The 24,999-nt window shown below is 63.6% G+C and carries 25 protein-coding genes; 15 read left to right on the top strand and 10 right to left on the bottom strand.

Translation table 11 applies throughout. The features are described from left to right. Positions 1-42: 42 nt before the first annotated feature. Positions 43-978: an ACP S-malonyltransferase gene (fabD, locus tag F4U95_RS03665; protein ID WP_150424614.1), complete on the bottom strand. Its 936-nt coding sequence runs from the start codon at positions 976-978 to the stop codon at positions 43-45. Between the two features lie 180 nt (positions 979-1,158). On the opposite strand from fabD, the gene F4U95_RS03670 reads away from it, so the two are divergent. The 6 genes from F4U95_RS03670 (at position 1,159) to F4U95_RS03690 (ending at position 7,400) form a co-directional block, all read left to right on the top strand. Next, a complete protein-coding gene (locus F4U95_RS03670; protein ID WP_150424615.1) occupies positions 1,159-2,625 on the top strand; it encodes an efflux transporter outer membrane subunit in 1,467 nt (488 codons plus the stop codon). Continuing rightward, entirely contained in the window at positions 2,615-4,150 is a 1,536-nt protein-coding gene (locus F4U95_RS03675) for an efflux RND transporter periplasmic adaptor subunit (RefSeq protein ID WP_150424616.1), read from the top strand. The genes F4U95_RS03670 and F4U95_RS03675 overlap by 11 nt, the downstream gene beginning before the upstream one ends. A gap of 20 nt (positions 4,151-4,170) precedes the next feature. After that, complete coding sequence (locus tag F4U95_RS03680) at positions 4,171-4,872, top strand: ABC transporter ATP-binding protein (RefSeq protein WP_150424774.1); 702 nt, start codon at positions 4,171-4,173, stop codon at positions 4,870-4,872. Positions 4,873-5,070: 198 nt separating this feature from the next. Then, complete coding sequence (locus F4U95_RS03685) at positions 5,071-6,276, top strand: ABC transporter permease (protein WP_120249579.1); 1,206 nt, start codon at positions 5,071-5,073, stop codon at positions 6,274-6,276. 351 nt (positions 6,277-6,627) lie between these two features. Further along, positions 6,628-6,795 carry a hypothetical protein gene (locus F4U95_RS24740; protein ID WP_170267469.1) on the top strand — a complete coding sequence of 56 codons (168 nt, stop codon included), beginning with the start codon at positions 6,628-6,630 and terminating at the stop codon, positions 6,793-6,795. 236 nt (positions 6,796-7,031) lie between these two features. Continuing rightward, a complete protein-coding gene (locus F4U95_RS03690) occupies positions 7,032-7,400 on the top strand; it encodes an RcnB family protein (protein WP_120249578.1) in 369 nt (122 codons plus the stop codon). Between the two features lie 56 nt (positions 7,401-7,456). Here the strand turns inward: F4U95_RS03690 and F4U95_RS03695 are convergent, their stop codons facing one another. Next, positions 7,457-8,857 (bottom strand): GntP family permease, encoded by a 1,401-nt coding sequence (locus F4U95_RS03695; RefSeq protein ID WP_150424617.1) that lies wholly within the window; start codon positions 8,855-8,857, stop codon positions 7,457-7,459. A 294-nt stretch (positions 8,858-9,151) separates the two neighbouring features. On the opposite strand from F4U95_RS03695, the gene rpsF reads away from it, so the two are divergent. Genes rpsF through rplI form a run of 3 tightly spaced genes read left to right on the top strand, consistent with a single transcriptional unit; the run spans position 9,152 to position 10,439 of the window. Next, entirely contained in the window at positions 9,152-9,586 is a 435-nt protein-coding gene (rpsF, locus tag F4U95_RS03700) for a 30S ribosomal protein S6 (protein WP_120251964.1), read from the top strand. 13 nt (positions 9,587-9,599) lie between these two features. Beyond that, positions 9,600-9,824 carry a 30S ribosomal protein S18 gene (gene rpsR / locus F4U95_RS03705; protein WP_004212076.1) on the top strand — a complete coding sequence of 75 codons (225 nt, stop codon included), beginning with the start codon at positions 9,600-9,602 and terminating at the stop codon, positions 9,822-9,824. A 12-nt stretch (positions 9,825-9,836) separates the two neighbouring features. Further along, positions 9,837-10,439 carry a 50S ribosomal protein L9 gene (gene rplI / locus F4U95_RS03710; protein ID WP_150424618.1) on the top strand — a complete coding sequence of 201 codons (603 nt, stop codon included), beginning with the start codon at positions 9,837-9,839 and terminating at the stop codon, positions 10,437-10,439. Between the two features lie 460 nt (positions 10,440-10,899). On the opposite strand, the gene F4U95_RS03715 is transcribed toward rplI, so the two are convergent. The 3 genes from F4U95_RS03715 to F4U95_RS03725 all read right to left on the bottom strand — a co-directional run bounded on the left by F4U95_RS03715 (position 10,900) and on the right by F4U95_RS03725 (position 14,394). Further along, positions 10,900-11,514 (bottom strand): outer membrane protein, encoded by a 615-nt coding sequence (locus F4U95_RS03715; protein WP_246171481.1) that lies wholly within the window; start codon positions 11,512-11,514, stop codon positions 10,900-10,902. A 235-nt stretch (positions 11,515-11,749) separates the two neighbouring features. After that, complete coding sequence (locus tag F4U95_RS03720) at positions 11,750-13,891, bottom strand: TonB-dependent siderophore receptor (RefSeq protein ID WP_150424619.1); 2,142 nt, start codon at positions 13,889-13,891, stop codon at positions 11,750-11,752. 197 nt (positions 13,892-14,088) lie between these two features. Next, the gene (locus tag F4U95_RS03725) at positions 14,089-14,394 is read right to left on the bottom strand and encodes a plasmid stabilization protein (RefSeq protein ID WP_150424620.1); all 306 of its coding nucleotides are present in this window, start codon (positions 14,392-14,394) and stop codon (positions 14,089-14,091) included. 118 nt (positions 14,395-14,512) lie between these two features. On the opposite strand from F4U95_RS03725, the gene F4U95_RS03730 reads away from it, so the two are divergent. From F4U95_RS03730 to F4U95_RS03750, 5 genes are all read left to right on the top strand, one after another. Beyond that, positions 14,513-14,845 (top strand): hypothetical protein, encoded by a 333-nt coding sequence (locus F4U95_RS03730; protein ID WP_150424621.1) that lies wholly within the window; start codon positions 14,513-14,515, stop codon positions 14,843-14,845. Further along, on the top strand, positions 14,842-15,066 hold the full coding sequence (locus F4U95_RS03735; RefSeq protein WP_150424622.1) for a hypothetical protein: 225 nt from the start codon (positions 14,842-14,844) through the stop codon (positions 15,064-15,066). Before F4U95_RS03730 ends, F4U95_RS03735 begins: the two co-directional genes overlap by 4 nt. Positions 15,067-15,153: 87 nt before the next feature. Further along, positions 15,154-16,083: a DUF808 domain-containing protein gene (locus tag F4U95_RS03740; protein ID WP_150424623.1), complete on the top strand. Its 930-nt coding sequence runs from the start codon at positions 15,154-15,156 to the stop codon at positions 16,081-16,083. 113 nt (positions 16,084-16,196) lie between these two features. Continuing rightward, entirely contained in the window at positions 16,197-17,507 is a 1,311-nt protein-coding gene (locus F4U95_RS03745) for an MATE family efflux transporter (protein ID WP_150424776.1), read from the top strand. Positions 17,508-17,597: 90 nt separating this feature from the next. Continuing rightward, the gene (locus tag F4U95_RS03750) at positions 17,598-17,918 is read left to right on the top strand and encodes a hypothetical protein (protein WP_120249570.1); all 321 of its coding nucleotides are present in this window, start codon (positions 17,598-17,600) and stop codon (positions 17,916-17,918) included. Between the two features lie 110 nt (positions 17,919-18,028). Here the strand turns inward: F4U95_RS03750 and F4U95_RS03755 are convergent, their stop codons facing one another. Further along, complete coding sequence (locus F4U95_RS03755) at positions 18,029-18,799, bottom strand: ABC transporter permease (RefSeq protein WP_150424624.1); 771 nt, start codon at positions 18,797-18,799, stop codon at positions 18,029-18,031. After that, positions 18,796-19,728, bottom strand: coding sequence for an ABC transporter ATP-binding protein (locus F4U95_RS03760; protein ID WP_120249568.1), 933 nt, complete (start codon positions 19,726-19,728; stop codon positions 18,796-18,798). The genes F4U95_RS03755 and F4U95_RS03760 overlap by 4 nt, the downstream gene beginning before the upstream one ends. Before the next feature lie 129 nt (positions 19,729-19,857). On the opposite strand from F4U95_RS03760, the gene F4U95_RS03765 reads away from it, so the two are divergent. Further along, complete coding sequence (locus F4U95_RS03765; protein ID WP_150424625.1) at positions 19,858-20,502, top strand: RcnB family protein; 645 nt, start codon at positions 19,858-19,860, stop codon at positions 20,500-20,502. Between the two features lie 57 nt (positions 20,503-20,559). Here F4U95_RS03765 and F4U95_RS03770 read toward each other — a convergent pair whose 3' ends face one another. The 3 genes from F4U95_RS03770 to F4U95_RS03780 all read right to left on the bottom strand — a co-directional run bounded on the left by F4U95_RS03770 (position 20,560) and on the right by F4U95_RS03780 (position 24,944). After that, a complete protein-coding gene (locus F4U95_RS03770; RefSeq protein WP_150424626.1) occupies positions 20,560-21,195 on the bottom strand; it encodes a class I SAM-dependent methyltransferase in 636 nt (211 codons plus the stop codon). A 144-nt stretch (positions 21,196-21,339) separates the two neighbouring features. After that, complete coding sequence (locus tag F4U95_RS03775) at positions 21,340-22,569, bottom strand: dipeptidase (RefSeq protein WP_150424627.1); 1,230 nt, start codon at positions 22,567-22,569, stop codon at positions 21,340-21,342. After that, the gene (locus tag F4U95_RS03780; protein WP_150424628.1) at positions 22,569-24,944 is read right to left on the bottom strand and encodes a TonB-dependent receptor; all 2,376 of its coding nucleotides are present in this window, start codon (positions 24,942-24,944) and stop codon (positions 22,569-22,571) included. Before F4U95_RS03780 ends, F4U95_RS03775 begins: the two co-directional genes overlap by 1 nt. Positions 24,945-24,999 lie beyond the last annotated feature (55 nt).

Genomic DNA, 24,999 nt, shown 5'->3' on the forward strand with positions numbered 1-24,999 from the left:
CGGGAGATGGATCCCCGCCTGCGCGGGGATGACGGGGAAGGTTTAAAACGCCGCCAGTGCGCCCTCGATATCGTCCATCGTCACGATGCTGCGCACGGTCGCGTCCGGCGCGATGCGATTGACCATGGGGCCCAGCACCTTTCCGCCGATTTCGACGAATTCGGTCACGCCCGCATCCCACATGGCGGCGACGGATTCGCGCCAGCGGACGCGGCCCGTCACCTGTTCCACCAGACGCGCCTTGATGTCTTCCGGATCGGCGATCGGCGCGGCCAGCACATTGGCGTAGACCGGCAGCAGCGGCGCGTTGATCGCGGCCTTGGCCAGCGCCTCCTGCATCGCCTCGGCGGCCGGCTGCATCAGCGGGCAGTGGAAGGGCGCCGACACCGGCAGCAGCACGCCGCGCTTGATGCCATGGTCCTTCACCAGCGCCACCGCACGCTCGATCGCGCCGCGATGGCCGGAAATCACGACCTGCGAGGGGTCATTGTCGTTGGCGACGGTGCAGACTTCGCCTTGCGCAGCGGCATCAGCCAATGCCTGTGCCTTTTCGATGTCCGCGCCCAGCAGCGCAGCCATCGCACCTTCGCCCACCGGCACGGCGGCCTGCATCGCCTGACCGCGCAGCTTGAGCAAGCGCGCGGTGGTGGCGATGTCGAACGCCTCGACCGCACAGAGAGCGCTATATTCGCCCAGCGAATGGCCCGCGACATAGTCGCCCTTGTCGCTGATCGAAAAGCCGCCTTCCTTCTGCATCACGCGCAGCGTGGCGATGGCGTTGGCCATGATCGCGGGCTGAGCATTCTCCGTCAGGGTCAGGTCGCTGTCCGGCCCTTCCACCATGATGCGGAACAAATGCTGCGACAGGGCGTCATCGACCTCCTGAAACAATGCCTTCGCCGCCGGGCTGGCGTCCGCCAAAGCCTTGCCCATGCCCACCGACTGGCTGCCCTGCCCCGGAAAAAGAAATGCCCGCATGATTATCTCCAACGCAGCGCGCCTGCCGAAAAGCGCTGAAATATAAAATCGTTACACTTTGAGACATAAATGTCATTGAGACGTACATAGCCCTGCGGCAGTCAGAGCATGGACGTCTGCCATTCCCTCGCAGGATGGCGCGTGGCGGCCCCTTTAACGATGACGGAGTGCTAGGAAAAGGTGCGATATCGCTTTGCATGGATCAGCGGGACGGCGCTCATGCTGTCCGCCTGCGCAGCGGGGCCGAATTATCACGCGCCGCAGACGAGTGCGCTGGGCGTGCCGGCCACCTATAGTCAGGGAGATAGTGCCGCACTGAGCGACACCGATCTGGCGACATGGTGGACGCGGCTCAACGACCCGGCGCTCAGCAGCCTGATCGACAATGCGATCGCCAACAATCTGGATATCGTGCAGGCGCAGGCCCGATTGCGGCAGGCGCGCGAGAGCCTGCGCCAGGCCAATGCCAGCTTCCTGCCGCAAGTCAGCGGGTCCGCCACGGGCGGGCGCAACTATAGCAGCCAGGATGCCGGTGGTCGCCTCGACAGCAGCGGCAACCCGATCGGCGGCGGATCGTCCAACTGGTCCAGCAGCTATTCGGCGCGGGCCAATGCCAGCTGGCAGGTCGACCTGTTCGGCGAACTGTCCCGCACGTCGGAGGCCGCACGGGCGGACCTCGCCGCGTCGGGCTATGACCTCGCCAATGTGCGGATGACCATCATATCCGAACTGGTCACCAACTATGTGCAGGCGCGCCTGGCGCAACAGCAGCTGACGATCGCGCGTGAGACGCAGGCGGTGCAGAAGGATAATTATGACATCGCCGGCTGGCGCTTGCAGGCCGGCCTTGTGTCGTCACTGGACGAGCAGCAGGCCAAGGCGCAACTGGCCCAAACCAACGCCAGCGTGCCGCAACTGGAAGCCAGCCTGCGCGGCAGCCTCAACCGCATCGCCGTGCTGACAGGCCAGGCGCCGGGCGAAGCGACCCGCACGCTGGAAACCCCTGCCCCTATTCCCGTCGCGACGACGCAGATCGCGACCGGCATCCCCGCCGACACGCTGCGCCAGCGGCCCGACATACGCAGCGCCGAACGTGCGCTGGCGGCCGCGACCGCGCGGATCGGCGTCGCGCAGGCGCAGCTTTACCCCTCGCTCGGCATCAGCGGCAATATCGGCACCACATCCAACGCCTTCAAAGATTTGTTCAGCCTGATCACTGGCGGCGTCTTCGGCAATGTGGCGCAAACCATTTTCGACGGCGGCCGGCTCCGCTCGCAGGTCCGGTCGCAAAAGGCCGCGACCGACGCCGCCTTCGCCGCTTACAAGCAGAGCGTCCTCACCGCGCTGGAGGATGTCGAAAATGCGATGGCCTCGCTCGACAGCGCGCGGCGGCGCAAGGTCGAATTCGCCACCGCTTACGACGCGTCGAACAATGCCGCCATTTTGGCGCGCAGCCAGTATCAGGTCGGCCTGATCGACTTCCAGACGCTGTCGACCAGCGAAACCACTTTATTGAACGCGCGCAACAGCCTGGCTTCCGCGCAATCCGACGAGGTTCTGGCCATCGCCCAGCTTTACAACGCACTGGGTGGCGGCTGGCAGAACATGGACGATCGCCCCCCAAATGGCCAAAACGATGAGCAATGATGTGACCCCGGACAAGGATCTGAGCGACTTCCTCGGCGAAAAGCCGCAGAAACCATGGCGCAAATGGGTGATCCGGGGCGGCGCGGGCGTCGTCCTGCTGATCCTTATCCTGCTCGTCGCCAGATGTTTTTCGGGCGAGGACAAGCCCAATTACGCGACCCGCGAAGTGCGGCAGGGCGACCTGACCGTCAGCGTCTCTGCCACCGGCAACCTCAAGCCGATCAATCAGGTCGATGTCGGGTCCGAACAGTCGGGCAAGATCACGGCCGTCTATGTCGATGTGAACGATCGCGTGACCAAGGGGCAGAGGCTGGCCGAACTGGACACCCGCCGCCTGGTCGACACGGTGAACCAGAATCAGGCGCAGGTGGCCTCTTCACAGGCCAGCGTCGCGCAGGCGCAGGCGCAGGTCGCGCTGGCGAAAGCCACCCTCGATCGTCAGGAAAGCGTATTCAAACTATCGGGCGGCCGCGTGCCGGCCAAGACCGAGATGGATTCGGCCCGCGCCGATTATCAGGGCGCGCTTGCGAGTTTGCGGTCCGCGCAAGCGCAGGTGCGCGTGTCGCAGGCAGGCCTGTCCTCCGCCCAAACCAACCTGTCGATCGCCCAGATCGTGTCGCCGGTGAACGGCGTGGTGCTGTCGCGCGATATCGAGCCGGGCCAGACCGTCGCGGCCTCGCTGAACGCGCCGGTGCTCTTCACGCTGGCCGAAGACCTCACCCAAATGGAGGTCGAAGTGTCGGTGGATGAAGCGGACGTGGGTCAGGTAAAGGAAGGCCAGAGCGCCAATTTCGCCGTGGACGCCTTTCCCGGCCGCACCTTCCCGGCGAAGGTCACGCGGGTGAATGTCGGATCGAACGCGTCGAGCAGCAGTTCCTCCTCCTCGTCCAGCACGACCACGACCAGCACCACCGGCACGGTCGTCGCCTATACGGCGGTGCTGTCGGTCAACAACAAGGACGAAACGCTGCGCCCCGGCATGACCGCCACGGCGGACATCGTGACGCAGGAATTGCACGACGTGCTGCTCGTCCCCAACAGCGCGCTGCGCTTCAAGCCCAGCGCTGGCAAGCAGGGCGGCGGCATCGCCAGCGTCCTGCCCGGCCCCGGCCGGATGCGGCGCGGCGGCGCCAATCGCCAGGTCAAATTCGGCGCCGGCAGCAGCCAGACCGTCTATGTCGTGGGCGAGGATGGCAGTCCCAAGGCGCTGCAAGTGACCGTGGGCGCCAGCGACGGATCGCGTACCGCGATCACCGGCGGCGACCTGAAGACCGGCATGCGCGTCATCACCGGGCAGTTGGCGGCGGGCCAGCAGGTGCCGGTCGAGGATGATAAGGCTGAAGCTGGGGCCGATACGAAGAGCGACCGCCGCAACGCCAATCCGGCCGCGGACGGCACGCCGGCGAGCGTGGGCAAGCTCGGCAATTCGGGCGATGCCGCGCCGCAGACGGCACCGGTCGCGCCCTCCGATGGACAGGCCGCGCCTGCCGCAACGCGCGGCACCGGTCGCCAGAGCGGAACCTGATCGCCATGGCCCCCGATCCCATCATGTCCTCGCCCATCATCTCGTTGCGCGGCGTGACGAAAGTCTATGGCGAAGGGCCGACCGCGTTTCAGGCGCTCAAAGGTGTCGATCTCGACATCCAGCAGGGCGATTTCGTCGCCGTCATGGGACCATCGGGGTCGGGCAAGTCGACCACGATGAACATATTGGGTTGCCTCGACGTGCCGTCTGGCGGCACCTATTTGTTCAAGGGACATCATGTGGAGGTGCTGGACCGCGATCAGCGTGCGCTGCTGCGCCGCCGCTATCTCGGCTTCGTGTTTCAGGGCTTCAACCTGCTGTCGCGCACGACCGCGCTGGAGAATGTCGAACTACCCCTGCTCTATCGCGGCGAGGACAAAAAGCTGCGCTACGAAATGGGCATGGCCGCGCTCGACAAGGTGGGGCTGAAGGACTGGTGGGATCATACGCCCGCAGAATTGTCCGGCGGCCAGCAGCAGCGCGTCGCCATCGCCCGCGCCATCGTGACCCAGCCCGACGTGCTGGTGGCGGACGAACCGACCGGCAACCTCGATTCGCAACGGTCGGTAGAGATCATGGAATTGCTGACCGACCTCAACAAGAATAGCGGCATCACCGTGCTGATGGTGACGCATGAGCCGGACATGGCCGCCTTCGCGCGCACCATCGTGCATTTCCGCGACGGCCTGGTCGAAAGCATCGAAGCGGGGGTGGCGGCGTGAGGATGATGTCCGCAAAACCTTCGCCCCTTGGGGGAGAAGGATATGGAGCCTTGGCGAGGAACGAGCCTAGGCGGAGTTGGATGAGGGGGCTGCGCCTTGACCGGACTTCGGCGCCGATCACCCCTCTCCAAGTTCGCCTAGCCGCTGAAGCGGCAAGGCTTCCTATCCTCCCCCCTCACCGGGAGGAGGAGAAATAAGATGCTAGGCACCACCGTCATCCTCGCTTTTCGCGCGATCAACCGGCACAAGCTGCGCAGTTTCCTGACCACGCTGGGCATCATCATCGGCGTGGCGGCAGTCGTCACCATGGTGACGCTGGGCAATGGCGCGACCGCAGCGGTGCGGGAGCAGATCAGTTCGCTGGGCGCCAATGTGCTGCAACTGCGCCCCGGACAGGGCTTCGGCCGCGGCGGCGGCGGGCCGCGTCCGCCCGACTTCAAGGAACGCGACCTCACCGCCATCGAAAACCAGCTGACCGGCGTGCGCGCCGTGGCGCCGGTGGTCCAGTCCAGCGGCACCGCCATCTATGAAGGCAATAACTGGTCCACCACCGTCTACGGCACCACATCGGCCTATTCTGAGGTGCAATCGTGGAAGGTGGCGGACGGCCGCCTGTTCCTGTCGGAAGAAGAGGAAGCGGGAAAATCCGTCTGCATCATCGGCAATACGGTGCGCACCAACCTGTTCCAGGGCGCCGAGCCGGTCGGGCAGCGGATGCGGATCAAGGGCGTATCCTGTCAGGTCGTGGGCGTCCTTGCCACGCGCGGCCAGGGCGGTTTCGGCGATCAGGACGATGTCGTCGTCATGCCGATCAAGTTCGTGCAGCGACGCTTCACCGGCGACCGCGACATTTCGCAGATCATGGTCGCGGTCGACGACGCCTATGATACCAGCACGGTGCAGGCCAGCCTTGAGGAACTGATGCGCGAACGGCGCAAGATCAAGGACGGGCAGGAGGATAATTTCAACGTCTTCGACACCAAGCAGATCAGCGACACGCTGACCGGCACGACCACCATCCTGACCCAGATCGTCGGCGCGGTGGCGGCGATATCGCTGCTGGTCGGCGGCATCGGCATCATGAACATCATGCTGGTATCGGTGACGGAGCGGACGCGCGAAATCGGCATCCGCCTCGCTATCGGCGCGGTCGCGCGCGAGGTGCTGATGCAGTTTCTGGTCGAAGCGATCGTCCTGTCCTGCCTGGGCGGGCTGATCGGGCTGTTCCTCGCCCTCATCGCTTCGGTCGCCATCGCCCCGCTGATGCAGGTGCCCTTCCTGTTCGACGTGAAGGTCAATGCCATCGCCTTCCTCTTCTCGGCGGCGATCGGCGTGGTGTTCGGTTACTTCCCGGCCCGTCGGGCGGCCGCGCTCAACCCGATCGACGCCTTGCGGCATGAGTAGGTGAGCGCTGACGACGAGTTTCTTTCATCCCTTCTCCCTTGGAGGGAGAAGGATACGCAGCCTTGGCGACGAAGGAGCCTAGGCGAAGTTGGATGAGGGGGATTGGCGCAAGGCTGACCTGTTTCCGCAAGGTCGCTTCCCCCTCACCCAGCTACGACTAAGGCAGCAAGCTGCCAAGTCTGCGCAGCCCTCTCCCTCAAGGGAGAGGGATAAATTATGTCGGCTCTTCACCCCAATACGCCCCGTTACATTTTCCGACAAACGCCCCTGCCCTGCGGCACAGTCCTGCGACATCCCTCCTCTAAAGCCCTTTCCATACCGCCACCCCGGCGGCGTGGAAGGATCAACCCCATGAAGACCATCGCCCTCAGCCTTGCCAGCAGCGCGCTGGTCCTTGGCCTCGGCCTCTCCGCCATGGCCGCAGCGCCCGCCAACGGCGGCGCCCCGGTGATCGAGGGCAAGGACAGGCCCATCCTGCTCGCCCGCATGGTGGTGAGCGCGACGCCACTCCCGAACTGATCGCCCTCTTCGTCAGCGCGCAAGCCTCGCAGCCCATGCTGCGGGGCTTTTTGATTCAGGCACGCGAATTCCGCGCGAGCCCGCCCTTCCTGAACAACGGTTCAGCTTAAATTTCAATATGTTACATTTTCCGACAATATCACCCCGTCCGCGACACATCTGCGCGACAAGCGCCGCCTATCTCTGTCTTCGACGCCACGGAAAAGGCGCCCGTAACACGGCAGAAGGAGCAAGACATGTTCAAGAAGATCCTCATGGCCCTGGCCACCACCACGCTGGTCGCCAGCCCCATCGTCACCGCCCAGGCGCAGGCCGCCCCCAACCGTCACGAGGTCAGCCGCACCACCGTCCAGCACAAGGCGAACGGTCGCACCGTGGTCAGGAAGCAGACGGTCGTGCGCAAGGATACGCATCGCCGCTGGGCCAGGGGCCAGCGCTTCGACCGTCGCTACGCCACCAATTACCGGGTCGTGAACAATTATCGCGACTATCGCCTGTCGGCCCCGCCGCGCGGCCAGCAGTGGGTCCGGTCGGGCAATGACGCGGTGTTGATCGCCATCACCAGCGGCCTGATCGGCGCGGTCGTCGGCAACGCGATCCGTTAAGCACCGCCATAAGGTAAAAAACGCCCCGGAACTTCGCTTCCGGGGCGTTTTCGCGTCTAGACCAGACCGGTCAGATAATAGAGCGCGATCACCACGAAGACGGTCAGCGTCTTGATGATCGTGAGCGCGAATATATCCCTATAAGCCTGCCGATGGGTCAGGCCCGTCACCGCCAGCAAAGTGATGACCGCGCCATTATGCGGCAGGCTGTCCATCCCCCCGCTCGCCATGGAGGCGATCCGGTGCAGCACTTCGCGCGGGATGCCGGCCGCGTCGCCCGCCGTGGCGAATTGCTCCGCCATCGCGGCGAGCGCGATCGACAGGCCGCCGGACGCCGATCCGGTAATGCCCGCAAGCGACGTCACCGTGATCGCTTCGTTGACCAGCGGATTGGGAATGGCGCGCAGCGCATCCTTGACGATCAGGAAGCCGGGCAGCGCCGCAATCACCGCGCCGAACCCATATTCCACCGCCGTGTTCATGCCGGCCAGCAAGGCGCCACCGACCGCCGCCTTCGATCCTTCGGCAAAACGCTGCGCCACGGTGCGGAAGGCGAAGAGCAGGATGGTACCGATGCCGAGCAGCAGCGCGCCCTCCACCGCCCAGAGCGCCGACAGCTGCGCTACCTTGACCGCGACCGGCTCCGCCATGCCGGGCAGCGACAGCGTCACCTCCGGCCCGTTCACCCAGCGCGGGATAGCCAGCGTCAGCAGCAGATTGCCCACGCCCACCACCAGCAGCGGCAACAGCGCGATCAACGGATGGACGCGATCATCCTCGTCCCGCTGCTCCGGCTCGTTGACCAGCGTTTCGGGCGCGCCATAGCCCTCTCCCGCCGCCAGCATCGCCCGGCGCCGCCAGCCCAGATAGGCAAGGCCACTCACCGCGATGAACAGAGATCCGATCAGCCCTAATATCGGCGCCGCCCATGTGGTGGTGCCAAAGAAGCTGGTCGGGATGATATTCTGGATCTGCGGCGTGCCGGGCAGCGCATCCATGGTGAAGGTCAGCGCGCCAAGGCCGATGGTGGCGGGCACCAAGCGCTTGGGAATGTCGGCCCGCCGGAACATCTCGGCCGCGAAGGGATAGACGGCGAAGACCGCGACGAACACCGATACGCCGCCATAGGTGAGTAAGGCGGTCACCGCCATGATCGCCGGAATCGCCCGCCCCGCGCCGATGAAGCCGATCACCGCCGTCACGATGGCGCGGGAAAAGCCCGATATCTCCACCAGCTTGCCGAACAGGGCGCCCAGCAGGAACACGGGGAAATAGAGCTTCAGGAAACTGCCCACCCGATCCATGAACAGGCCGGAAAAGGCGGCCGGGACGGCGACGGGATCGGTCAGGAATACAGCCAGCATCGCCAGCAGCGGCGCCATCACGATGACGCTCATCCCCCGATAGGCGGCGATCATCAGCAATATCAGCGACAACGCCGCAATGGCTACGGACACGATATTCCTCTCCCCATTGTTCCCCGGCGCAGGCCGGGGTCCAGTCCCACGACCTGAACTGGACCCCGGCCTGCGCCGGCGAACAACTTGGCCAAACGCCCTTCGTTAAGCAAGATAAGCCGGCGTCACACGGAGCCGCCAAGCCCCTTGCCTTTCCCGCCCATTTCGGCCATAGGCGCGCCTTCGCATCGGCTCCGGGGTGACTCGGTGTCATCGCGAAGCATTGAGACGACAGCCGGAGGGGCGTTCCACATGGGGTGGGCGTCAGCGATCGGCCAACAGATGAGGCATGACATGGCTCTTTACGAGCACGTCTTCCTTGCGCGCCAGGATCTGGCACAGGCGCAGGTAGATGCACTGGCGGAAACCGCCACGAAGATCGTCGAGGAAAACAACGGCAAGGTGACCAAGGTGGAAACCTGGGGCCTGCGTTCGCTCGCATACAAGATCGCCAAGAACCGCAAGGCGCACTATGTGCTGCTGAACATCGACGCCCCCGGTGACGTCGTTGCGGAACTGGAGCGCCAGACGCAGATCAACGAAGACATCATCCGTTACATGACCATCAAGGTCGATGAACTGGAAACCGGCCCGTCGGTGATGATGCGCAAGCAGGACCGCCCCGAGCGTGGTGACCGTGGCCCCCGTGGCGATCGTGGTCCCCGTGGCGATCGCGAAGATCGTGGCCCGCGCCGCGACCGCGAAGAAGCCGCTCCGGCTGCTGAATAAGGAGATCTGAATCATGGCACGCCCGTTTTTCCGCCGCCGCAAGAGCTGCCCCTTCGCCGCCAAGGATGCGCCGAAGATCGATTATAAGGACGTTCGTCTGCTCCAGGGCTTCGTGTCCGAGCGCGGCAAGATCGTCCCCAGCCGCATCACGGCCGTTTCGGCCAAGAAGCAGCGCGAACTGGCCCAGGCCATCAAGCGCGCCCGTCACCTGGGCCTGCTGCCCTACATCGTGAAGTAAGGGGAAAGACCCATGGAAATCATTCTCCTCGAACGCATCGAGAAGCTGGGCGCGATCGGCGACGTCGTCACCGTGAAGGACGGTTACGCACGTAACTTCCTGCTGCCCAACAAGAAGGCGCTGCGCTCCAACAACGCCAACAAGCGCGTTTTCGAAGCCAACCGTGCGAAGATCGAAGCCGACAACGCTGCCCGTCGCACGGACGCCGAAGCGGCTGCCGAAGGCGTCAACGGCAAGCAGATCGTCCTGATCCGCCAGTCGTCGAACGCCGGCCATCTTTATGGTTCGGTCGCGGTTCGTGACGTCGTCGACGCGCTGCACGCCGATGGCGTGACCAACGTCACCAAGGCGATGGTCGTTCTGGAACGCCCGATCAAGACGCTCGGCGTGTTCGACGTCAAGGTCGCGCTGCACCCCGAAGTCGCCGTGACGATCACCGTCAACGTCGCCCGTTCGCCGGAAGAAGCCGAGCTTCAGTCGCAGGGCGTGGACGTGATGGCCGACCTGTTCGAAAAGGACGAGGCTGGCTTCACCGAAGATTATGATCCCAATGCCGAACCGGGCGAAATCGCTTCGGTCAGCAACGACGAAGAAGAGACGGCTGAAGAAGCCTGATTGCCTTCATCGGATCAAACGAGAAAGCCGCCCCGCAACGGGCGGCTTTTTTGTTGGGTGCGATGAGTGGCGATTTACGAAAACCTCCGTCATGCCAGCGAAGGCCGGCATCGCAGGCACGCGCACGCGAAATAGATCATCGGGCATCCATTGCCGACCAGATCAGCCGTGCATGACGACCCATAGAGCCGCCAGGGCCAGCGCCAGCACGAACGCGATGATCATATAGGTGGCCAGCGTGCGGGTGGCGGTCTTGGGTGTCTTTTCTATATGGTGGGGCATCGGCATTCCTCTTTGATGACAATATCCTACCAACGCGCGCCGCCGCGACATGATCCGACCGGCATGACCATCGGATGGCGTTGGGGAAATGAGACAAGCGGCACCCCGCCCCTCTCCAACGCAAAAGGGCCGGAGGATCACGCCCCCGGCCCCTTGGCTTACCCGCGGATAGCGCTCGTCAGAAACGAACGCCGCCGGTCACCGCAACCTCCTGGCGAGAGGCAGACAGGCCGGTGTCGATCCCGGCCAGCTTGAAGTCGCCATAATCGCTGTAGCGATATTCGACGCGCGCGAAGTGGTGCACGTTGGTCAGTTCCACGCCCCCGCCCAGACGCCAGCCTGCCATCGTATCGCTGTCGCTGAGCGTCAGGCCCGCGCCGTCATTATAGGTCAGCTTCGTGCGGGCGTTGGTATAGCCGCCCTTGGCATAGAGAAGCACATTGGGCGCGACGGGGAAGCCGATGCGCGCGCCGATATAGAGGTCGCGACCGGCGGCCAGCTTCGCGCTGTCCCCCACGAAGAGAAGGTCGGTGTAGCGCTGCTGCGTCGTGCTGTCGCTGGCTTCCAGTTCCAGCCCGATCACCGCGCTGCCCAGATCCACGTCATAGCCGGCGGTCACGCCATAGAGCACACCGTCATCATCGGCGCCCATCCCTTCATATTCCAGGCGGACATTGTCGTAGCCGGCCAGCACGCCCAGCTTCACGCCGCCGAAATTGCTGGGTTCCTGCGCAGCGGCAGGCGTGGCGATGGCGACCGCAGCGATCGCTGCGGGAAGAAGAATGCGGATCACAAAAGTCCCCCTTGAGTGACGAACGCCCGCTTGGCAGGGCGCGCCCCTCCTTTGGCCCGCCCACGGTAAAGGAAGCGCTAAATAGAGATGACAAAGGCTGATATCCGCAGCTTTATCGCGGCCAATGTTGCCACATGCTTTCTCGACAATGCTTGCCCATGAACCGGCCCAACAAGAAAGGGCGCCCTCCCCAATGGAAGGACGCCCTTTCGATTATCGTGCGATCTTTGCGCGATCAGAATTTATAATTGGCGCTGACCGTGAAGTTGCGCGGCGCGCCATAGCGATACTGGCTGAAGAAGCCCATCTGGCTATAATATTTCTTGTCGAACAGATTTTCGATATTGCCCTGGATCTGCAACTGCTCCGTCACCGCATAGCGCGCCATCAGATTGACCAGCGTGTAACCGTCCTGCTGGAAGCGGAACGGGGCGGCGGTGACCGGGTTCAGCCCTTCCGAATAGGCCTTGCTGCGGAAATTGATGCCGCCGCCAACGGTCAGGCCGGTCAGAACGCCCGGCAGATCATAGGTGGTGAAGATCTTCAGCAGCTTGCGCGGCTGAACGGTGTTCGCGGCCACCCCGTCGCCATCTTCCGCCTTGAACTGGCTGTAGCTGGCATTGAGGTTCCAGCCCGGCAGCGGCTGGCCGGTGGCTTCGATTTCGAAGCCCTTGCTGGTCACGCCCTGCGCCGCGACATAGGTTTGCTGCGGGCCGCTGGGAGTCGTGATGATCTCGCCGATCTGGCCGACATTGTCCTGCTCGATGCGGAACAGCGCGACCGAGGTTTGCAGCGCATTGTCGAAGAAATTGCTCTTCAGGCCGATTTCATAGGCATTGCCGTCCAGCGGATCGAGCAGGTTCAGATTGCGATCGTACAGATTTTGCGGCTGGAAGATCTTGGTGAAGCTGGCGTAGACGCGATGGTTGGACGTCACGTCATACAGCGCGCCGACATAGGGGATGAACACATTGTCGTCACCATAGTCGCTCGGGCCGGTCCAGGCGAAACCCTTCTGGTTCCAGCTGGACAGGCGACCACCCAGGATGATCTTGAACGGATCGGCCACGTTCAGGCGGAATGCGCCATAATAGCCGGTCTGTTCGATCCGCTCCTGCTCGTTGCGGGTCGCGACCGTGCCCCATGTGGGTTCGGGGAAGTCCGCCCCGCCCTCACCGATGACCGGCACATTGGTCGCCCAAGGGAAAGGCGCCACATAATTGTCGGTGTGGCGCTTCAGCACGCTGTGCAGCGCGCCGACCACGACTTCATGATCGCGGCCGAACAGGCTGACTTCGCCCTTCAACTGCGCGTCGAAGCTGTTCTGGATGCTGATGCCTTCGGCCTTGTAGGGATTGCTGAACTCGATCGTGCCGGTCGCCTTGTCGACATTGCCGTACAGATAGAGAAGCTCGCTCGAATTGGTGGTCCGCAACCGGTTATAGTTGACGGTCAGGTTCCATTTATCGCCGATCTCCTGACGGATCGTCGCAAAGATATTCTGGTTGGTCGTGTTCCAATGGGTCCAGTCCGCCGCCGTGCTCTGCGACCGGGGCAGATCGGTGGTGGTGCCGTCGGTGTAGAAGGTCGGCAAAGCGCCCCAGGTCGCGCCCTTGGGCTTGCTGTCCTGATGGCTGATGCCCGCGCGGATCAGGGTCGTGTCGGTCACATCGGCATCGACGACGCCGTACAGCACCCATTTTTTCTTCTTCTGAAGGTCGATATAGCTTTCGCCCTCTTCATAGCGGCCGACCACGCGCGCGCGGATGCGGCCATCGGCGGTCAGCGCGCCGCCGACGTCGGCCGATACGCGCCAGGTGTTCCAGCTGCCGATGCTGGCATTGACATAGCCGGTCAGGTCGGTGGCGTCGGCATGTTTGCGCACCAGATTGACCGAAGCCGACGGATCGCCGGCGCCCGACAGCAGGCCGGTCGCGCCGCGCACGACCTCGATCCGCTCATAGATCGACACGTCGATGCTGGTTTCGCCATTGCCGCCCGACAGCGTCCAGGCCGCCGGTACACCATCGACCTGCGTGTTGCGGATTTCAAAGCCGCGCGCGTAGAAGTTATTTCGGACGTCGTCGACTTCATTGGCCGACACGCCGACGCTGTTGGTGATGACGTCCTTGATGCTGATCAGATTCTGGTCGAGGATGCGCTGCGCGGTCATGATGCTGACCGACTGCGGGGTTTCCTGCACGGTCAGGCCAAGGCCGGTCGCCGTGTCGATCTTGTTGGGCAGCGTATAGGTGCCGGTGACGACGATCTCATCCTCAGCCGGTGCCGCGGCGGCGGCGGGTGCCTGGGCGGCGGCCGGCATCGCAGCGAATGCGGCGACCGACGCGCTCAACAAAAGAGAAAATTTCCGGATCATGATGCAACCCCCGATGTAGATTTTCGGCGCTGCCGTCAGTCGGGGACCGGACCCCGCACTGCGGCATAGCGCGTGACGGGGTGGCCGATAGAGATATTAATAATGTTTCGCAATATTAGCTTTGCACATATTTGGCCGCTACCTGCACTATTTTGCGACACAGTCGCATTTGCGCCACATGAAACAAGCGTATGGGGTCAATGAGCAGCGCGCTTTCGCCGTGTTTCCCAGCCCTTCTTCGCCGCCGCCGATCGATCCGCCGTCGAACGCCGGGCCGATGCCACGCCACCCTTGCGGTCGCCTTTGCGTGATGCGGCATGGCTGTCGGGCTTGCCCCGGCCGGACCCGGACTTGTTACCGCCGCCTGAATCCTTGTTCACCGTCGCCCATGCTCGCGCCTGCGCTTCCCTATGGTCGACGCCGCGATCCTCGTAGCTCTGTTCGATATGCTGCGCCTTGCGCTTCTGCTTGTCGGTGTAGCTGCTCTTGTCGCCCTGCGGCATATCCTGTCTCCTCATGGCTTCACACCTGTCCAACTCGCTGTCGCGGCCGCCGTTCAATTCGCTTCGCCAACGTTATGAACGGCGGGAACGGCAACCGCCGACACGCGTTCGATCCCATATGGAAAACCGCTCCCTCATCGAACGTTTGGCGCGCCATCTGGCGGCCGCGCAACCGGACGCATGGCCCGCACGGGTGGAGGATGCCGCCAGCATCCTGGCCCTGATCAAGGAACCGGACGCGGCGATGCGCGCGTCGGGCGATACCGAAATATGGAGCCTGATGATCGACGCGGCGCTGCGCGAACGCTGGTCCCTGCCCCAAGCGGGTGCACATGAGGACGATGCCGGCGGATCGGACGAGGAAGGCGAAATTCGCCTGACGCGCGATGCGGTGAGCCATGACCGGGCCGATTGGGTCCACCTCCACCATGGGCAGGAGCAAAAGGCATGAAAGGGCTGCTGAAACTCGCCATCGTCACGGGGCTTGGCGCCTTCGCCTATAAGGGCTGGCGCGACTGGATGGGCACGGGCGAGCCGGCGGACACGCCCGGCGACTCCGGTTTCATTCGCGAGGCGGGACCGCAACAGGGGATAGCCCCTGCCGACTGGGACATGGTCGACGAACAGTCCGACGAAAGCTTCCCGGCCAGCGATCCGCCCGGAAATTATTGAAGTTCAGCCGTTCCTTGCCCCCCGCATGCGCGCCCTCTATGAAGCGCAGCGGGCGCGCCCTGCGCCTGCAACAGGGGAAATATTGATATGCCTTCGGGTCTGATCGCGCTGCTCGACGATGTGGCGGGCATTGCCAAGCTGACCGCGACCTCGCTGGACGATGTCGCTGCGGCTGCCGGCCGGGCCGGTACGAAGGCTGCGGGCGTGGTGATCGACGACGCCGCCGTCACCCCCAAATATGTGATGGGCCTGACCCCCGACCGCGAACTGCCGATCATCTGGAAGATCGCCAAGGGATCGCTGCGCAACAAGCTGCTCTTCCTGTTGCCCGCCGCGCTGCTGATGAGCGCCTTTGCGCCCTGGCTGCTGCCGCCGCTGTTGATGCTGGGCGGCGCCTTCCTCTGTTTCGAGGCGGTGGAAAAGCTGCTGGAGGCGGCCCAGGGCGGTCATGATGTCGCGGAAGAAGCGGCACAGACGCACAGCTCGACCGAATTGGAAAATCAGAAGGTTTCCAGCGCGATCCGCACCGATTTCATCCTGTCGGGTGAGATCATGGCGATTTCGCTGGGTACGGTCGCGGCCGAACCGGTGTGGGAACAGGCGCTGATCCTGGTGGTCGTCGCCATCCTGATCACGGCGGGCGTCTATGGCGTGGTCGGCCTGATCGTTAAGATGGACGATATCGGCCTGCACCTCGCCAAGAAGGATGGCGCGGGCACGCAGGCATTCGGCCGCGCGCTGGTGAAGGCGATGCCGGTGCTGATGTCGATCCTGGCCGTGGTCGGCACCGCCGCGATGCTGTGGGTCGGCGGCGGGCTGATCGTGCATGGCCTGCACGAATTCCACCTCGACCTGATCCCCGGCGCGATCCACCATGTGGCAGAAGGCGCCGCCCATGCGGTGCCGGCGATCGGCGGTTTTCTCGACTGGCTGGTCAACGCCATCGGCGGCGCAATCGTCGGACTGGTGATCGGCGGCATCATCGTGGGCGTGCTGCACCTGTTCAAAAAGCACTGAGGGCTTTAGGGGACGGACAACTCACCCTCCGTTCCCTTTCCGGATTGCCCAAAGTGACTCATGCTTCCCCCTGGCGTATCGAGGCCGGCGCGCTGATCGCGCTGGCGCTGCCGATGATCGCGGGCAATATCGCCTGGTCGGCGATCGCCGCGACCGATCTGCTGCTGCTCGGCCGCATCAGGGCGGAGGCGGTCGCGGCCGGCGCGCTGGCCATCAACCTGTTCCATGCGCTGCTGCTGTTCGGCATGGGGCTCGTCACCGCCGCCTCCCCCCTGATCGCCAGCGAGCGCGGCCGTCGCCGCCACAGCGTGCGCGATGTGCGCCGCACCGTTCAGCAAACGCTGCGCGCCGCCCTCTTCTTCGTGCTGCCGGCCTGGCTGCTGCTGCGGGAATGTGAGGCGATCCTGCTCGCCATGGGGCAGGATGCCGATCTGGCGCGGGAGGCCGGCCATCTGATGCACGGCCTGCAATGGGCGCTGCTGCCCTTCCTGGGCTTTACCACGTTGCGCAATTTCATCGCCGCGCTGGAACGGCCGGTCTGGGGCCTCATCATCATGCTGGGCGCCATTCCGTTCAACATAGTGATGGGCTGGGCGCTGATCTTCGGCCATCTGGGCTTTCCAGCATTCGGCCTGTTCGGCGCCGGGCTGGCCAGCACCCTCTCCTCCTGCTTCCTCTTCTTCGGCCTGCTTAGCGTCATATTGGTCGATCGCCGTTTCCGCCGTTATCGATTGATGGGCCGTTTCTGGACCCGCGATCGCGAACGGCAGCGGCAGGTGTGGGCACTCGGCCTGCCGATCGCCATCACGCTGGGGTTCGAAACCACCGTGTTCAACGCCTCGGCCTTCCTGATGGGGTTGATCGACCGGGATTCGCTGGCGGCCCATGCCGTCGCGATCCAGATCGCCGCTCTGGTCTTCATGGTGCCGATGGGCATCGGCCAGGCCGCGACAATCCGCGTCGGCATCGCTTATGGGCGGCGCGACCATGCCGGCATCGGCCGGGCCGGCTGGCTGGCGCTGATGATCGGCACCGGCTTTGCCTGCTGCGCCGCCGCGCTGCTGATCCTGATGCCGCGCACCTTGGTATCCGCTTTCCTCGACCTGTCCAATCCCGCCAACGCCCGTACGGCGGCGCTGGCCGTCAGCTTTCTGGCCGTCGCCGCCCTGTTCCAACTGGTCGATGCGGCGCAGGCGGTGGGCGCGGGCGTGCTGCGCGGGGTGCAGGACACGACGGTGCCGATGATCTTCGCGCTGGTCGGCTACTGGATCGTGGGCATCGGCGTCGGCACCCTGCTCGCCTTTCCGTTCGGCATGGAGGGGCTGGGCATCTGGTTCGGCCTTGCCAGCGGGCTTGGCGCGGTCGCGCTGTTGCTGATCACGCGCTGGACCCTGCGCGAACGGCTGGGGCTGCTGCCTGCCTAACGCTTCGTCGCGGCGATTGCACGGAAGAGACATGGTGCAGCGCACAAAGCAATTGAAAGAATCACGCAAATCGGTCAGGGAAGCGAAATCATGCAAGCCCCGACCGAGATTTTTGAAGCGATCGCGCTCCAGAAGTGCCTGAAGGTGACCTATAATAAAATGGTCGTCACGCTGGCGCCCCACATCCTCTACACGCGCCACGATGAGATGTTTATCGACGCCGTGACCACGGACCGCAATGGCGTCCCCCCACGCGAATTGAAGCTGGGCACGTTCAAGCTGGTCGGTCTGTCGGACATCCAGGTGCTGGATCAGGCATTTGAGGCGATGTACGGCCTCTATAACGAAACCGACGACAAATATAAGGGCAAGACCCTGTTCGCCGTCACGCCGGAAAGCCAGGCGGCCTGAAAGGGCTAGAGCATTTTGAAGTCATCTGGAACAGATGACGGCTCGCAAAATGCAGAAAACAAAAGACACCTGACCTGACAAACAATGCGGGCGGCCAATGGCCGCCCTTTTCATTTCTTCAGCCGATAACCCGTCCGGAACATCCAGCCGATGATGGCGATGCACAGGATCAGCATCGCCGCGACGAACAACAGGCTATATTCGATCGCCACGTCGCCCCGGCCGAAGAAGGTCCAGCGAAAGCCCGAGATCAGATAGACGATCGGGTTGAACAGCGTCATCGTGCGCCACGGGTCCGCCAGCATATGCACCGAATAGAAGGCGCCGCCCAGGAACGTCAGCGGCGTCACCACCAGCAGCGGGATCACCTGCAACTGTTCGAACCCCTGCGCCCAGATGCCCAGGATGAAACCGAACAGGCAGAAGCTGATCGCGATCAACAGCATGAACCCCGCCATGGCGAAGGGGTGGGCGATATGGATATCGACGAACAGATGCGCGGTCAGGAAAATGATCGTCCCCACGATCAGCGACTTGGTCGCCGCCGCGCCGACATAGGCGATCACCGTTTCCGTGGCGGAAATGGGCGCCGACAGCAGCTCATAGATGGTGCCGCTATATTTGGGCATATAGATGCCGAAACTGGCGTTGAAGATGCTTTCGGTCAGCATCGACATCATGATGAGGCCAGGCACGATGAAAGCGCCATAGGCGATGCCGTCCACCTCCGTCATGCGCGATCCGATCGCGCCGCCGAACACGACGAAGTAGAGCGTCGTGGTGATGACCGGCACCAGCAGGCCGGTCAGCCAGGTGCGGCGGAACCGGTGCAGCTCGAACTTGTAGATGGACGCGATGGCGTGGAAATTCTGGAGGCTCATGCGGCCTTCTCCTGATGGACGAGGCTCACGAAAATATCTTCCAGGCTGCTCTGCTTGGTGTTGAGATCCTTGTAGCCGATGCCCAGATCGCCCAGCTTGCGCAGCAATGACGACACGCCGGTCCGCTCCGCCTGCGTATCGAAGATATATTCGATTTCATGGCCATCGGCGTTCAGCGTGACGTTCCATTCCGCCAGTTCGGCAGGCACGCTCTCCATCGGGTCGGCCAGCACGACGCTCAGCGTCTTCTTGCCCAGCTTCTTCATGAGCGCGGTCTTTTCCTCGACCAGCATCAATTCGCCCCGGTTGATCACGCCCACCCGGTCGGCCATTTCTTCGGCCTCCTCGATATAATGGGTGGTCAGGATGATGGTCACGCCGGTCTGGCGCAATTCGCCGATCAGCTTCCACATATCGCGGCGCAGTTCGACATCGACGCCAGCGGTCGGCTCGTCCAGAAACAGCACGCGCGGTTCGTGGCTCAGCGCCTTGGCGATCATCACCCGCCGCTTCATGCCGCCCGACAATTCGATGATCCGGTTGTTGCGCTTGTCCCACAGCGACAGGTCGCGCAGGATCTTTTCCACATAGGCGTCGTTGCGCGGCAGGCCGAACAGTCCACGGCTCAGGCGCACCGTATCGATGACCTGCTCGAACTGGTCCGTATGCAATTCCTGCGGCACCAGGCCGATCGCCGTGCGCGCGCCGCGATAGTCGCGGACGATGTCATGGCCGGCCACGGTCACGCTGCCCCCGCTCGCACGGGCGATGCCGCAGATGATGGAGATCATCGTCGTCTTGCCGGCGCCGTTCGGCCCCAGCAGTGCGAAAATCTCCCCTTCCTCGATGGACAGGTCGACGCCCTTGAGCGCCTCGAAACCCGACGCATAGCGTTTCGTCAGGCCTTTGATTTCAATGATGGATGCCATGGATGGCTCTGCCCCTGCTTAGTCGCGCCAAAGATAGGGCTGCGGCGGCCCGATACAACCGGCGCGAAAAACATTGCTCGGGCAACAGGATGGGCATAGCTTCCGCCTCCCATAAGCGGAGAAGGCCCCATGAAAAAGGCAGTCCTGTTTCTTTCGATCGCGCTCATCGTCACGCCGGACATCGCGCTGGCCCAGCAACAGCAGCATGATCGCCCGCCATCGCGGCCCAATCCGCCCCAATCCCAACAGCCACGGCCCCAACCGCCCCGACCCCAACCACCCAGGCCGGGTGGTCCAGCCGTTCAGCCGGTTCGCCCCGGTGGTCCTGCGGTCCAGCCTCCGCGACCCGGCACAGGTGGCCCCGCCATTCAACCGCCGCGTCTCGGCACCGGTGGCCCGGCGATCCAGCCGCCTCGCCCCGGCAAGCCGCAACCGCCCCGTCCGGGCCGACCCCAGCCACCCAAGCCTCAACCACCGCGCCCGGTCAAACCGCTGCCGCCACATCGCCCCGGCGCGGGCCGTCCACCCCAGTTCAAGCCGATCCACCGGCCCGGCTTCCAATATCCCCATGGCTATCGCTATCGCCGCTGGACGATCGGCCTGTTGCTGCCGTCCATCTTCCTGTCGTCGCGCTATTATTATGACGACTATCGCTATCTAGGCGTGGGCGCCCCCCCGCCCGGCTATCGCTGGGTCCGCTATGGCCCGGACCTGCTGCTGGTCCGCACCCGCACGCGCAAGGTCGTGGATGTGATCTACGGCGCCTTCTACTGACGCAAAAAGGGGGCCGCATCGCCCGATGCGGCCCCCTTTTCCACAAACTCGATCGGCTCAGTCCTGCTCGCCGCGCCGGGAGAAGCGGAAGACGGTGGCGGGCGGAAAATTGCGCACGGTCTGACCGGAGCGCACGACATCCAGCCCCAGCGCCTCCATCACCTCACGATTGACCGGCGGCCGCATGGAATAGGTGAACTGCACGAAGCTGCCGCCCGGCCGCAGCATGCGGAAGGATTCGGACAATATGTCGAAGTGCATATAGCGATCCATCGCCAGCAGCGGCAGGCCGCTGACCACGGTCTGATAATCGCCCGGCTGCCCGGCGGTCGCGGTCGACACAATCTGGGCGGGCGTTTCCAGGATCGACACATGCGGGAAATGCCGGCGCAGGCCGCGCGCGAAGGCGGGGTTGATCTCCACCACCTCCAGCTTGTCCGCCGACAGCCCGGTTTCCAAAATGGCGCGGGTGAAGACGCCGGTGCCGCCGCCCAGTTCCAGCACGCGGCCACCCTGCGGATCGATCTGCGCCACCATCAGCTTGGCCAGATAGCGGCTGGACGGCACCACAGACGCCGTCTGGCGCGGCTTCTTCACCCAGGCGGCGAGGAAATCGAGATATTCGGTGGCGCGGGCGCGAAATTCGCCACCGGGCAGGGCAATCGCCCGGCTGCGCTTGGGCTTATGCTGCATAAGCGTGATGCGACCGCATTCTATCCATCCCGACTCCCTTAGCGAGGTCAAAGGGCGGCGTCGATTGACTTTCGCGTATCGATTGCGCCGCCCGCCTTCAACCGTGGCCCGAATGTCGACAACAGGCCCTTGCAGCCCAGGGCCTCACTTGCCCTTGCCGGCCTCGTTCGCCGCCAAAACCCGCAGCACATTGCCGGACCAGATCTTCTGGATATCGGCCTCGCTATAGCCGGCCTTGAGCAAAGCGGCGGTGATCTTGGGCAGGTCGACGACATCTTCCATGCCGACAACGCCGCCGCCACCGTCCCAATCGGCGCCGACGCCGACATGGTCAGGCCCCACGACTTTGAGCGCATGGAGCATATGCGCCATGAAATCGTCGAAGGTCGGTCGGTCGGTATCGGGATAGAGCCGGTCGATCTCCTGCCGCTTGGCCAGCAGTTCGGCGCGTTTTTCCGGCGACAGTTTCGCGTCCTCGCGCAATTGGCCGAACAGTGCCTTCAACGCCTCCTGCCGCTGCGGATTGGGCTTGGACGCGCGCAGATAGGTGCCATAGGCATTCATCTGGATGACGCCGCCCTTGGCCGCCAAGGCTTTGAGATGATCGTCGTCGATGTTGCGCGGATGGCCGTAAACCGCCTTGCAACCCGAATGGGTCAGGAGAATCGGCGTGGTGGACAGGGCCAGCAGATCGTCCAGCACCTGATCCGAACTGTGCGACGCATCGGGCACGATGCCCAGGCGATTCATTTCCTTCAGCAATTCCTTGCCGAGCGGGCTGAGGCCGCCGAAGCGAGGCTTGCCCGACGGGTCGGTGCTGCTGTCGGCAAACTGATTATGCGCGAAATGGGCGAAGCCCGACACGCGCACGCCGATATCGTAGAAGGTCTTGAGCAGGGTGACGTCCTCACCCAGCGGATAGGCGTTTTCGATCGACAGATAGACGACCCGCTTGCCCGCCGCCGCGATCGGCGCGGCGTCCTTCGCCTCCAGCGCCAGAGCGAAATTGGCCGGGTCCGCCGCCACCATGTTGCGGATCGACAGGCCGCGCAGGATCGCAAAGTCGCGCGCCTTGCGGAACCCCTCGACCGTCACTGGCCCCTGCCCGGTATAGATCGCCCAGAAGCCGCCATCCAGGCCGCCCTTCTTCATGCGCGGCAGGTCGACCTGCGTATAGTCGCCATGCACCTCATGCCCCTCCTCGATCGACCAGCCCGGCAGGTCGAGCGAGGCCGGCGTGTCGAGATGGCTGTCCAGCGTCAGCAGCTTCTGGTGCAGCTGATACACCTGCTTCGTGACGACGGGCGCTTCCGCCTGCGCGGTCAGCGGGAGCAGCGCCATAAGCGCCGCCCCCATCATCAAGCCAGTCCGCATCAGATTTCACCCGAAATGGTGAACTGGAAGGTGCGCGGCGACAACGGACGGAAATTGCCGTCGCCCGTCACCGCCGGGGTGATGAAGGACAGCGTATCCTTGTCGAAGATATTGTCGACGTTGAACCGCGCCTTCACACCCTTGACCGGGCCCAGGCTGATGCCGTCGCCAATGTCGACATAGGCGCTGAACACGGTGAAGCCCTTGACGCTGGAACCCGGCGAATTGTCGAAGGTCGACCAGCGACGCGAGGTATATTTGCCGGAGAAGTTGCCCACCAGCCAGCTTGCCGGTTCGATGGTCACGCCGCCATTGACGATCCACTTGGCGCTGTCGGGAATATATTTGCCGTCCGTGCGATAGGTCAGTGTCGCGGTGGTGATATCGTCCTTGAACTTGGCCTTGTTATAGGTCGCGTTGAGATTGAAATAGGCGAGGCCGTTCAGGTAGCGCGGCTTGTACGTGCCGCTGAATTCCGCACCATAGGCGCTGACCCGGCCGACATTCTGGAAGAAGGTTTCGATCACGTTGGTGGTGCCGGGCAGGATCGACCCGATCGACTGGATGCGGTTCTTGAACTTGGTGTAATAGACCGCATAGGAAGCGTAGAATTCGCCCTGATTGGTGCGGACACCCGCCTCGAAATTCTGCGACCGTTCGGGCGCCGGCGCCGGAACACCCGCCGCGCTGCTGTTCAGCGATACGGAAAAAACATCGTCCAGCCCCTTGGGCAAGGCCATATTTTCCGCATAGGACGCGAAAATCTGGCTCTGATTGTCCAGCTTGTAGAGGACGCCCGCCATCGGCAGGAAGGCATCGCTATAATTGGCGCGCAGCTGCTTTGGTCCCCAGCCCGGCACCCAGCGCGGCGCGGCAGTCGTCCCGGCATTGCGATAATAATCGTTGAAGTCGCGATAGCCGCTGTAACGATAATCGATGTTCAGCGCCTTGATCCCCAGATCGAAGATCAGGCTGTCATCGGCGAGGCTGATGCGATCCTTGACGAACGCCTGCGTGGTGTTGCGTTCCGACTGATAGTTACGGCGAACATAGACCAGTTCATTGAGGTTGGGCGCGCTGGCGGGCGAGCCGTCGGTCGTGTTGTAGCGCGCCTGGGTGCGGTTGTAGATGTCGACTTCACCCCACAAGCCGGCTTCCAGCGCATGGGCACCGATTTCCCAGTGCAGCTTGGTGGTCAGGCCATAACGCTCACCGCCCACGGTCGACAGGCCATATTGGGTGCCCTTGGGCGAGAAGAGCGCGATGCCCGCCGCCGTCTGCCGCTGATATTGCAGCAGGCTGTTGGCATAGGTGTCGGGCGACACGCCATAGCCGCCCTTATCCTCATAATAAGCGGTCGCTTCGGCCCAGACGCCATCGGCGATCCCGGCATGGACCGTGCCGCCATACAGCTTGTCGTCGCGCACGTTGATCGCGAGCGTGTTGATATAGGCATAGTTGGCGTTGCTATAGGCGGGGCCACCGGCGACCGGCGCGAAGCCCGGCGTGGTATTGGGGACGACCGAGATATAGCCGCGATCCCGGCCGCTCTTTCCGCCAACGTCCGTCCCGGTCAGATATTGGGCGCGGGTCAGCGACGGGGAATCGAAATCGTTGAACTTGTTCGACACGAATTTGAATCGCGCCCAGCTGTCGCCGCCCAGATCGGCGTGGACCATGGCTTCCCAATGTTCGCGATCGACCGTGCCGTCGCCGCGCCACAGGTCGGTGTTCAGCTTGGTCCGGCTGACATAGGCGCGGAACGGCCCGACCTGACCGGTGCTGGCGCGGATGAAGGTGCGCTTCATGTCGAAATCGCCGAAGCTTTGCGACACGAACAGGCCGGCCTCCTTCTGCGGGTCGATGCTGTTATATTGCACCACCGGGCCGAGCGTGGAGTAGCTGGGCAGGCCGACATCGCCCGCGCCTACGGCCGCTTCCACCACGCCCAGATTTTCATTGTCGACATAACGGAAGACCGGGCTGCCGCCGAAGGCGTCGCTGCGGCCGGTGGGGATGCCATCGACCACGAAGCCGATCTGGTCCAGATTGAAGGCACGGGTCTGAACGCTGTTGCCAAATTCATAGAGGCCAAGCGCACCGTCGGTCTGCACGTTGAAGCCGGGCAACTGCTCCAGCATCTTGAGGCCCGAAATACCCGACGGCGCGGACAGCAGCGCTTCGCGCGTCACCGCGACGACGTTCGTCACCTTGTCCTCGCCGATCGCTTCGGCAGATTGCGAGATGCGGCGACCGGTGACGGTGATGCTGCTCTCTTCGCCTTCCTGCGCATGGGCCGCGCTCAACGCTCCGACGGCGGAGGCCAGCAGCAGCGCGGCGCGAGAGGATAGACGAATGGACGAGGCAACGGACATGCAAGACTCCCTGTTTTCAAGACGCAGCAGCAAGGAGGGCGCACCGATGGGCGAC

It is taken from the genome of Sphingobium limneticum, from assembly GCF_008710165.1.
GTDB lineage: Bacteria > Pseudomonadota > Alphaproteobacteria > Sphingomonadales > Sphingomonadaceae > Sphingobium > Sphingobium limneticum.

What these genes read in the sequence shown, in the direction of transcription:
- fabD (WP_150424614.1), bottom strand. Translation starts at nt 978, where the DNA reads ATGCGGGCATTTCTTTTTCCGGGGCAGGGCAGCCAGTCGGTGGGCATG.
- F4U95_RS03675 (WP_150424616.1), top strand. Translation starts at nt 2,615, where the DNA reads ATGAGCAATGATGTGACCCCGGACAAGGATCTGAGCGACTTCCTCGGC.
- F4U95_RS03685 (WP_120249579.1), top strand. Translation starts at nt 5,071, where the DNA reads ATGCTAGGCACCACCGTCATCCTCGCTTTTCGCGCGATCAACCGGCAC.
- F4U95_RS24740 (WP_170267469.1), top strand. Translation starts at nt 6,628, where the DNA reads ATGAAGACCATCGCCCTCAGCCTTGCCAGCAGCGCGCTGGTCCTTGGC.
- F4U95_RS03690 (WP_120249578.1), top strand. Translation starts at nt 7,032, where the DNA reads ATGTTCAAGAAGATCCTCATGGCCCTGGCCACCACCACGCTGGTCGCC.
- rpsF (WP_120251964.1), top strand. Translation starts at nt 9,152, where the DNA reads ATGGCTCTTTACGAGCACGTCTTCCTTGCGCGCCAGGATCTGGCACAG.
- rpsR (WP_004212076.1), top strand. Translation starts at nt 9,600, where the DNA reads ATGGCACGCCCGTTTTTCCGCCGCCGCAAGAGCTGCCCCTTCGCCGCC.
- rplI (WP_150424618.1), top strand. Translation starts at nt 9,837, where the DNA reads ATGGAAATCATTCTCCTCGAACGCATCGAGAAGCTGGGCGCGATCGGC.
- F4U95_RS03720 (WP_150424619.1), bottom strand. Translation starts at nt 13,891, where the DNA reads ATGATCCGGAAATTTTCTCTTTTGTTGAGCGCGTCGGTCGCCGCATTC.
- F4U95_RS03725 (WP_150424620.1), bottom strand. Translation starts at nt 14,394, where the DNA reads ATGCCGCAGGGCGACAAGAGCAGCTACACCGACAAGCAGAAGCGCAAG.
- F4U95_RS03730 (WP_150424621.1), top strand. Translation starts at nt 14,513, where the DNA reads ATGGAAAACCGCTCCCTCATCGAACGTTTGGCGCGCCATCTGGCGGCC.
- F4U95_RS03735 (WP_150424622.1), top strand. Translation starts at nt 14,842, where the DNA reads ATGAAAGGGCTGCTGAAACTCGCCATCGTCACGGGGCTTGGCGCCTTC.
- F4U95_RS03740 (WP_150424623.1), top strand. Translation starts at nt 15,154, where the DNA reads ATGCCTTCGGGTCTGATCGCGCTGCTCGACGATGTGGCGGGCATTGCC.
- F4U95_RS03745 (WP_150424776.1), top strand. Translation starts at nt 16,197, where the DNA reads ATGATCGCGGGCAATATCGCCTGGTCGGCGATCGCCGCGACCGATCTG.
- F4U95_RS03750 (WP_120249570.1), top strand. Translation starts at nt 17,598, where the DNA reads ATGCAAGCCCCGACCGAGATTTTTGAAGCGATCGCGCTCCAGAAGTGC.
- F4U95_RS03755 (WP_150424624.1), bottom strand. Translation starts at nt 18,799, where the DNA reads ATGAGCCTCCAGAATTTCCACGCCATCGCGTCCATCTACAAGTTCGAG.
- F4U95_RS03760 (WP_120249568.1), bottom strand. Translation starts at nt 19,728, where the DNA reads ATGGCATCCATCATTGAAATCAAAGGCCTGACGAAACGCTATGCGTCG.
- F4U95_RS03765 (WP_150424625.1), top strand. Translation starts at nt 19,858, where the DNA reads ATGAAAAAGGCAGTCCTGTTTCTTTCGATCGCGCTCATCGTCACGCCG.
- F4U95_RS03770 (WP_150424626.1), bottom strand. Translation starts at nt 21,195, where the DNA reads ATGCAGCATAAGCCCAAGCGCAGCCGGGCGATTGCCCTGCCCGGTGGC.
- F4U95_RS03775 (WP_150424627.1), bottom strand. Translation starts at nt 22,569, where the DNA reads ATGCGGACTGGCTTGATGATGGGGGCGGCGCTTATGGCGCTGCTCCCG.
- F4U95_RS03780 (WP_150424628.1), bottom strand. Translation starts at nt 24,944, where the DNA reads ATGTCCGTTGCCTCGTCCATTCGTCTATCCTCTCGCGCCGCGCTGCTG.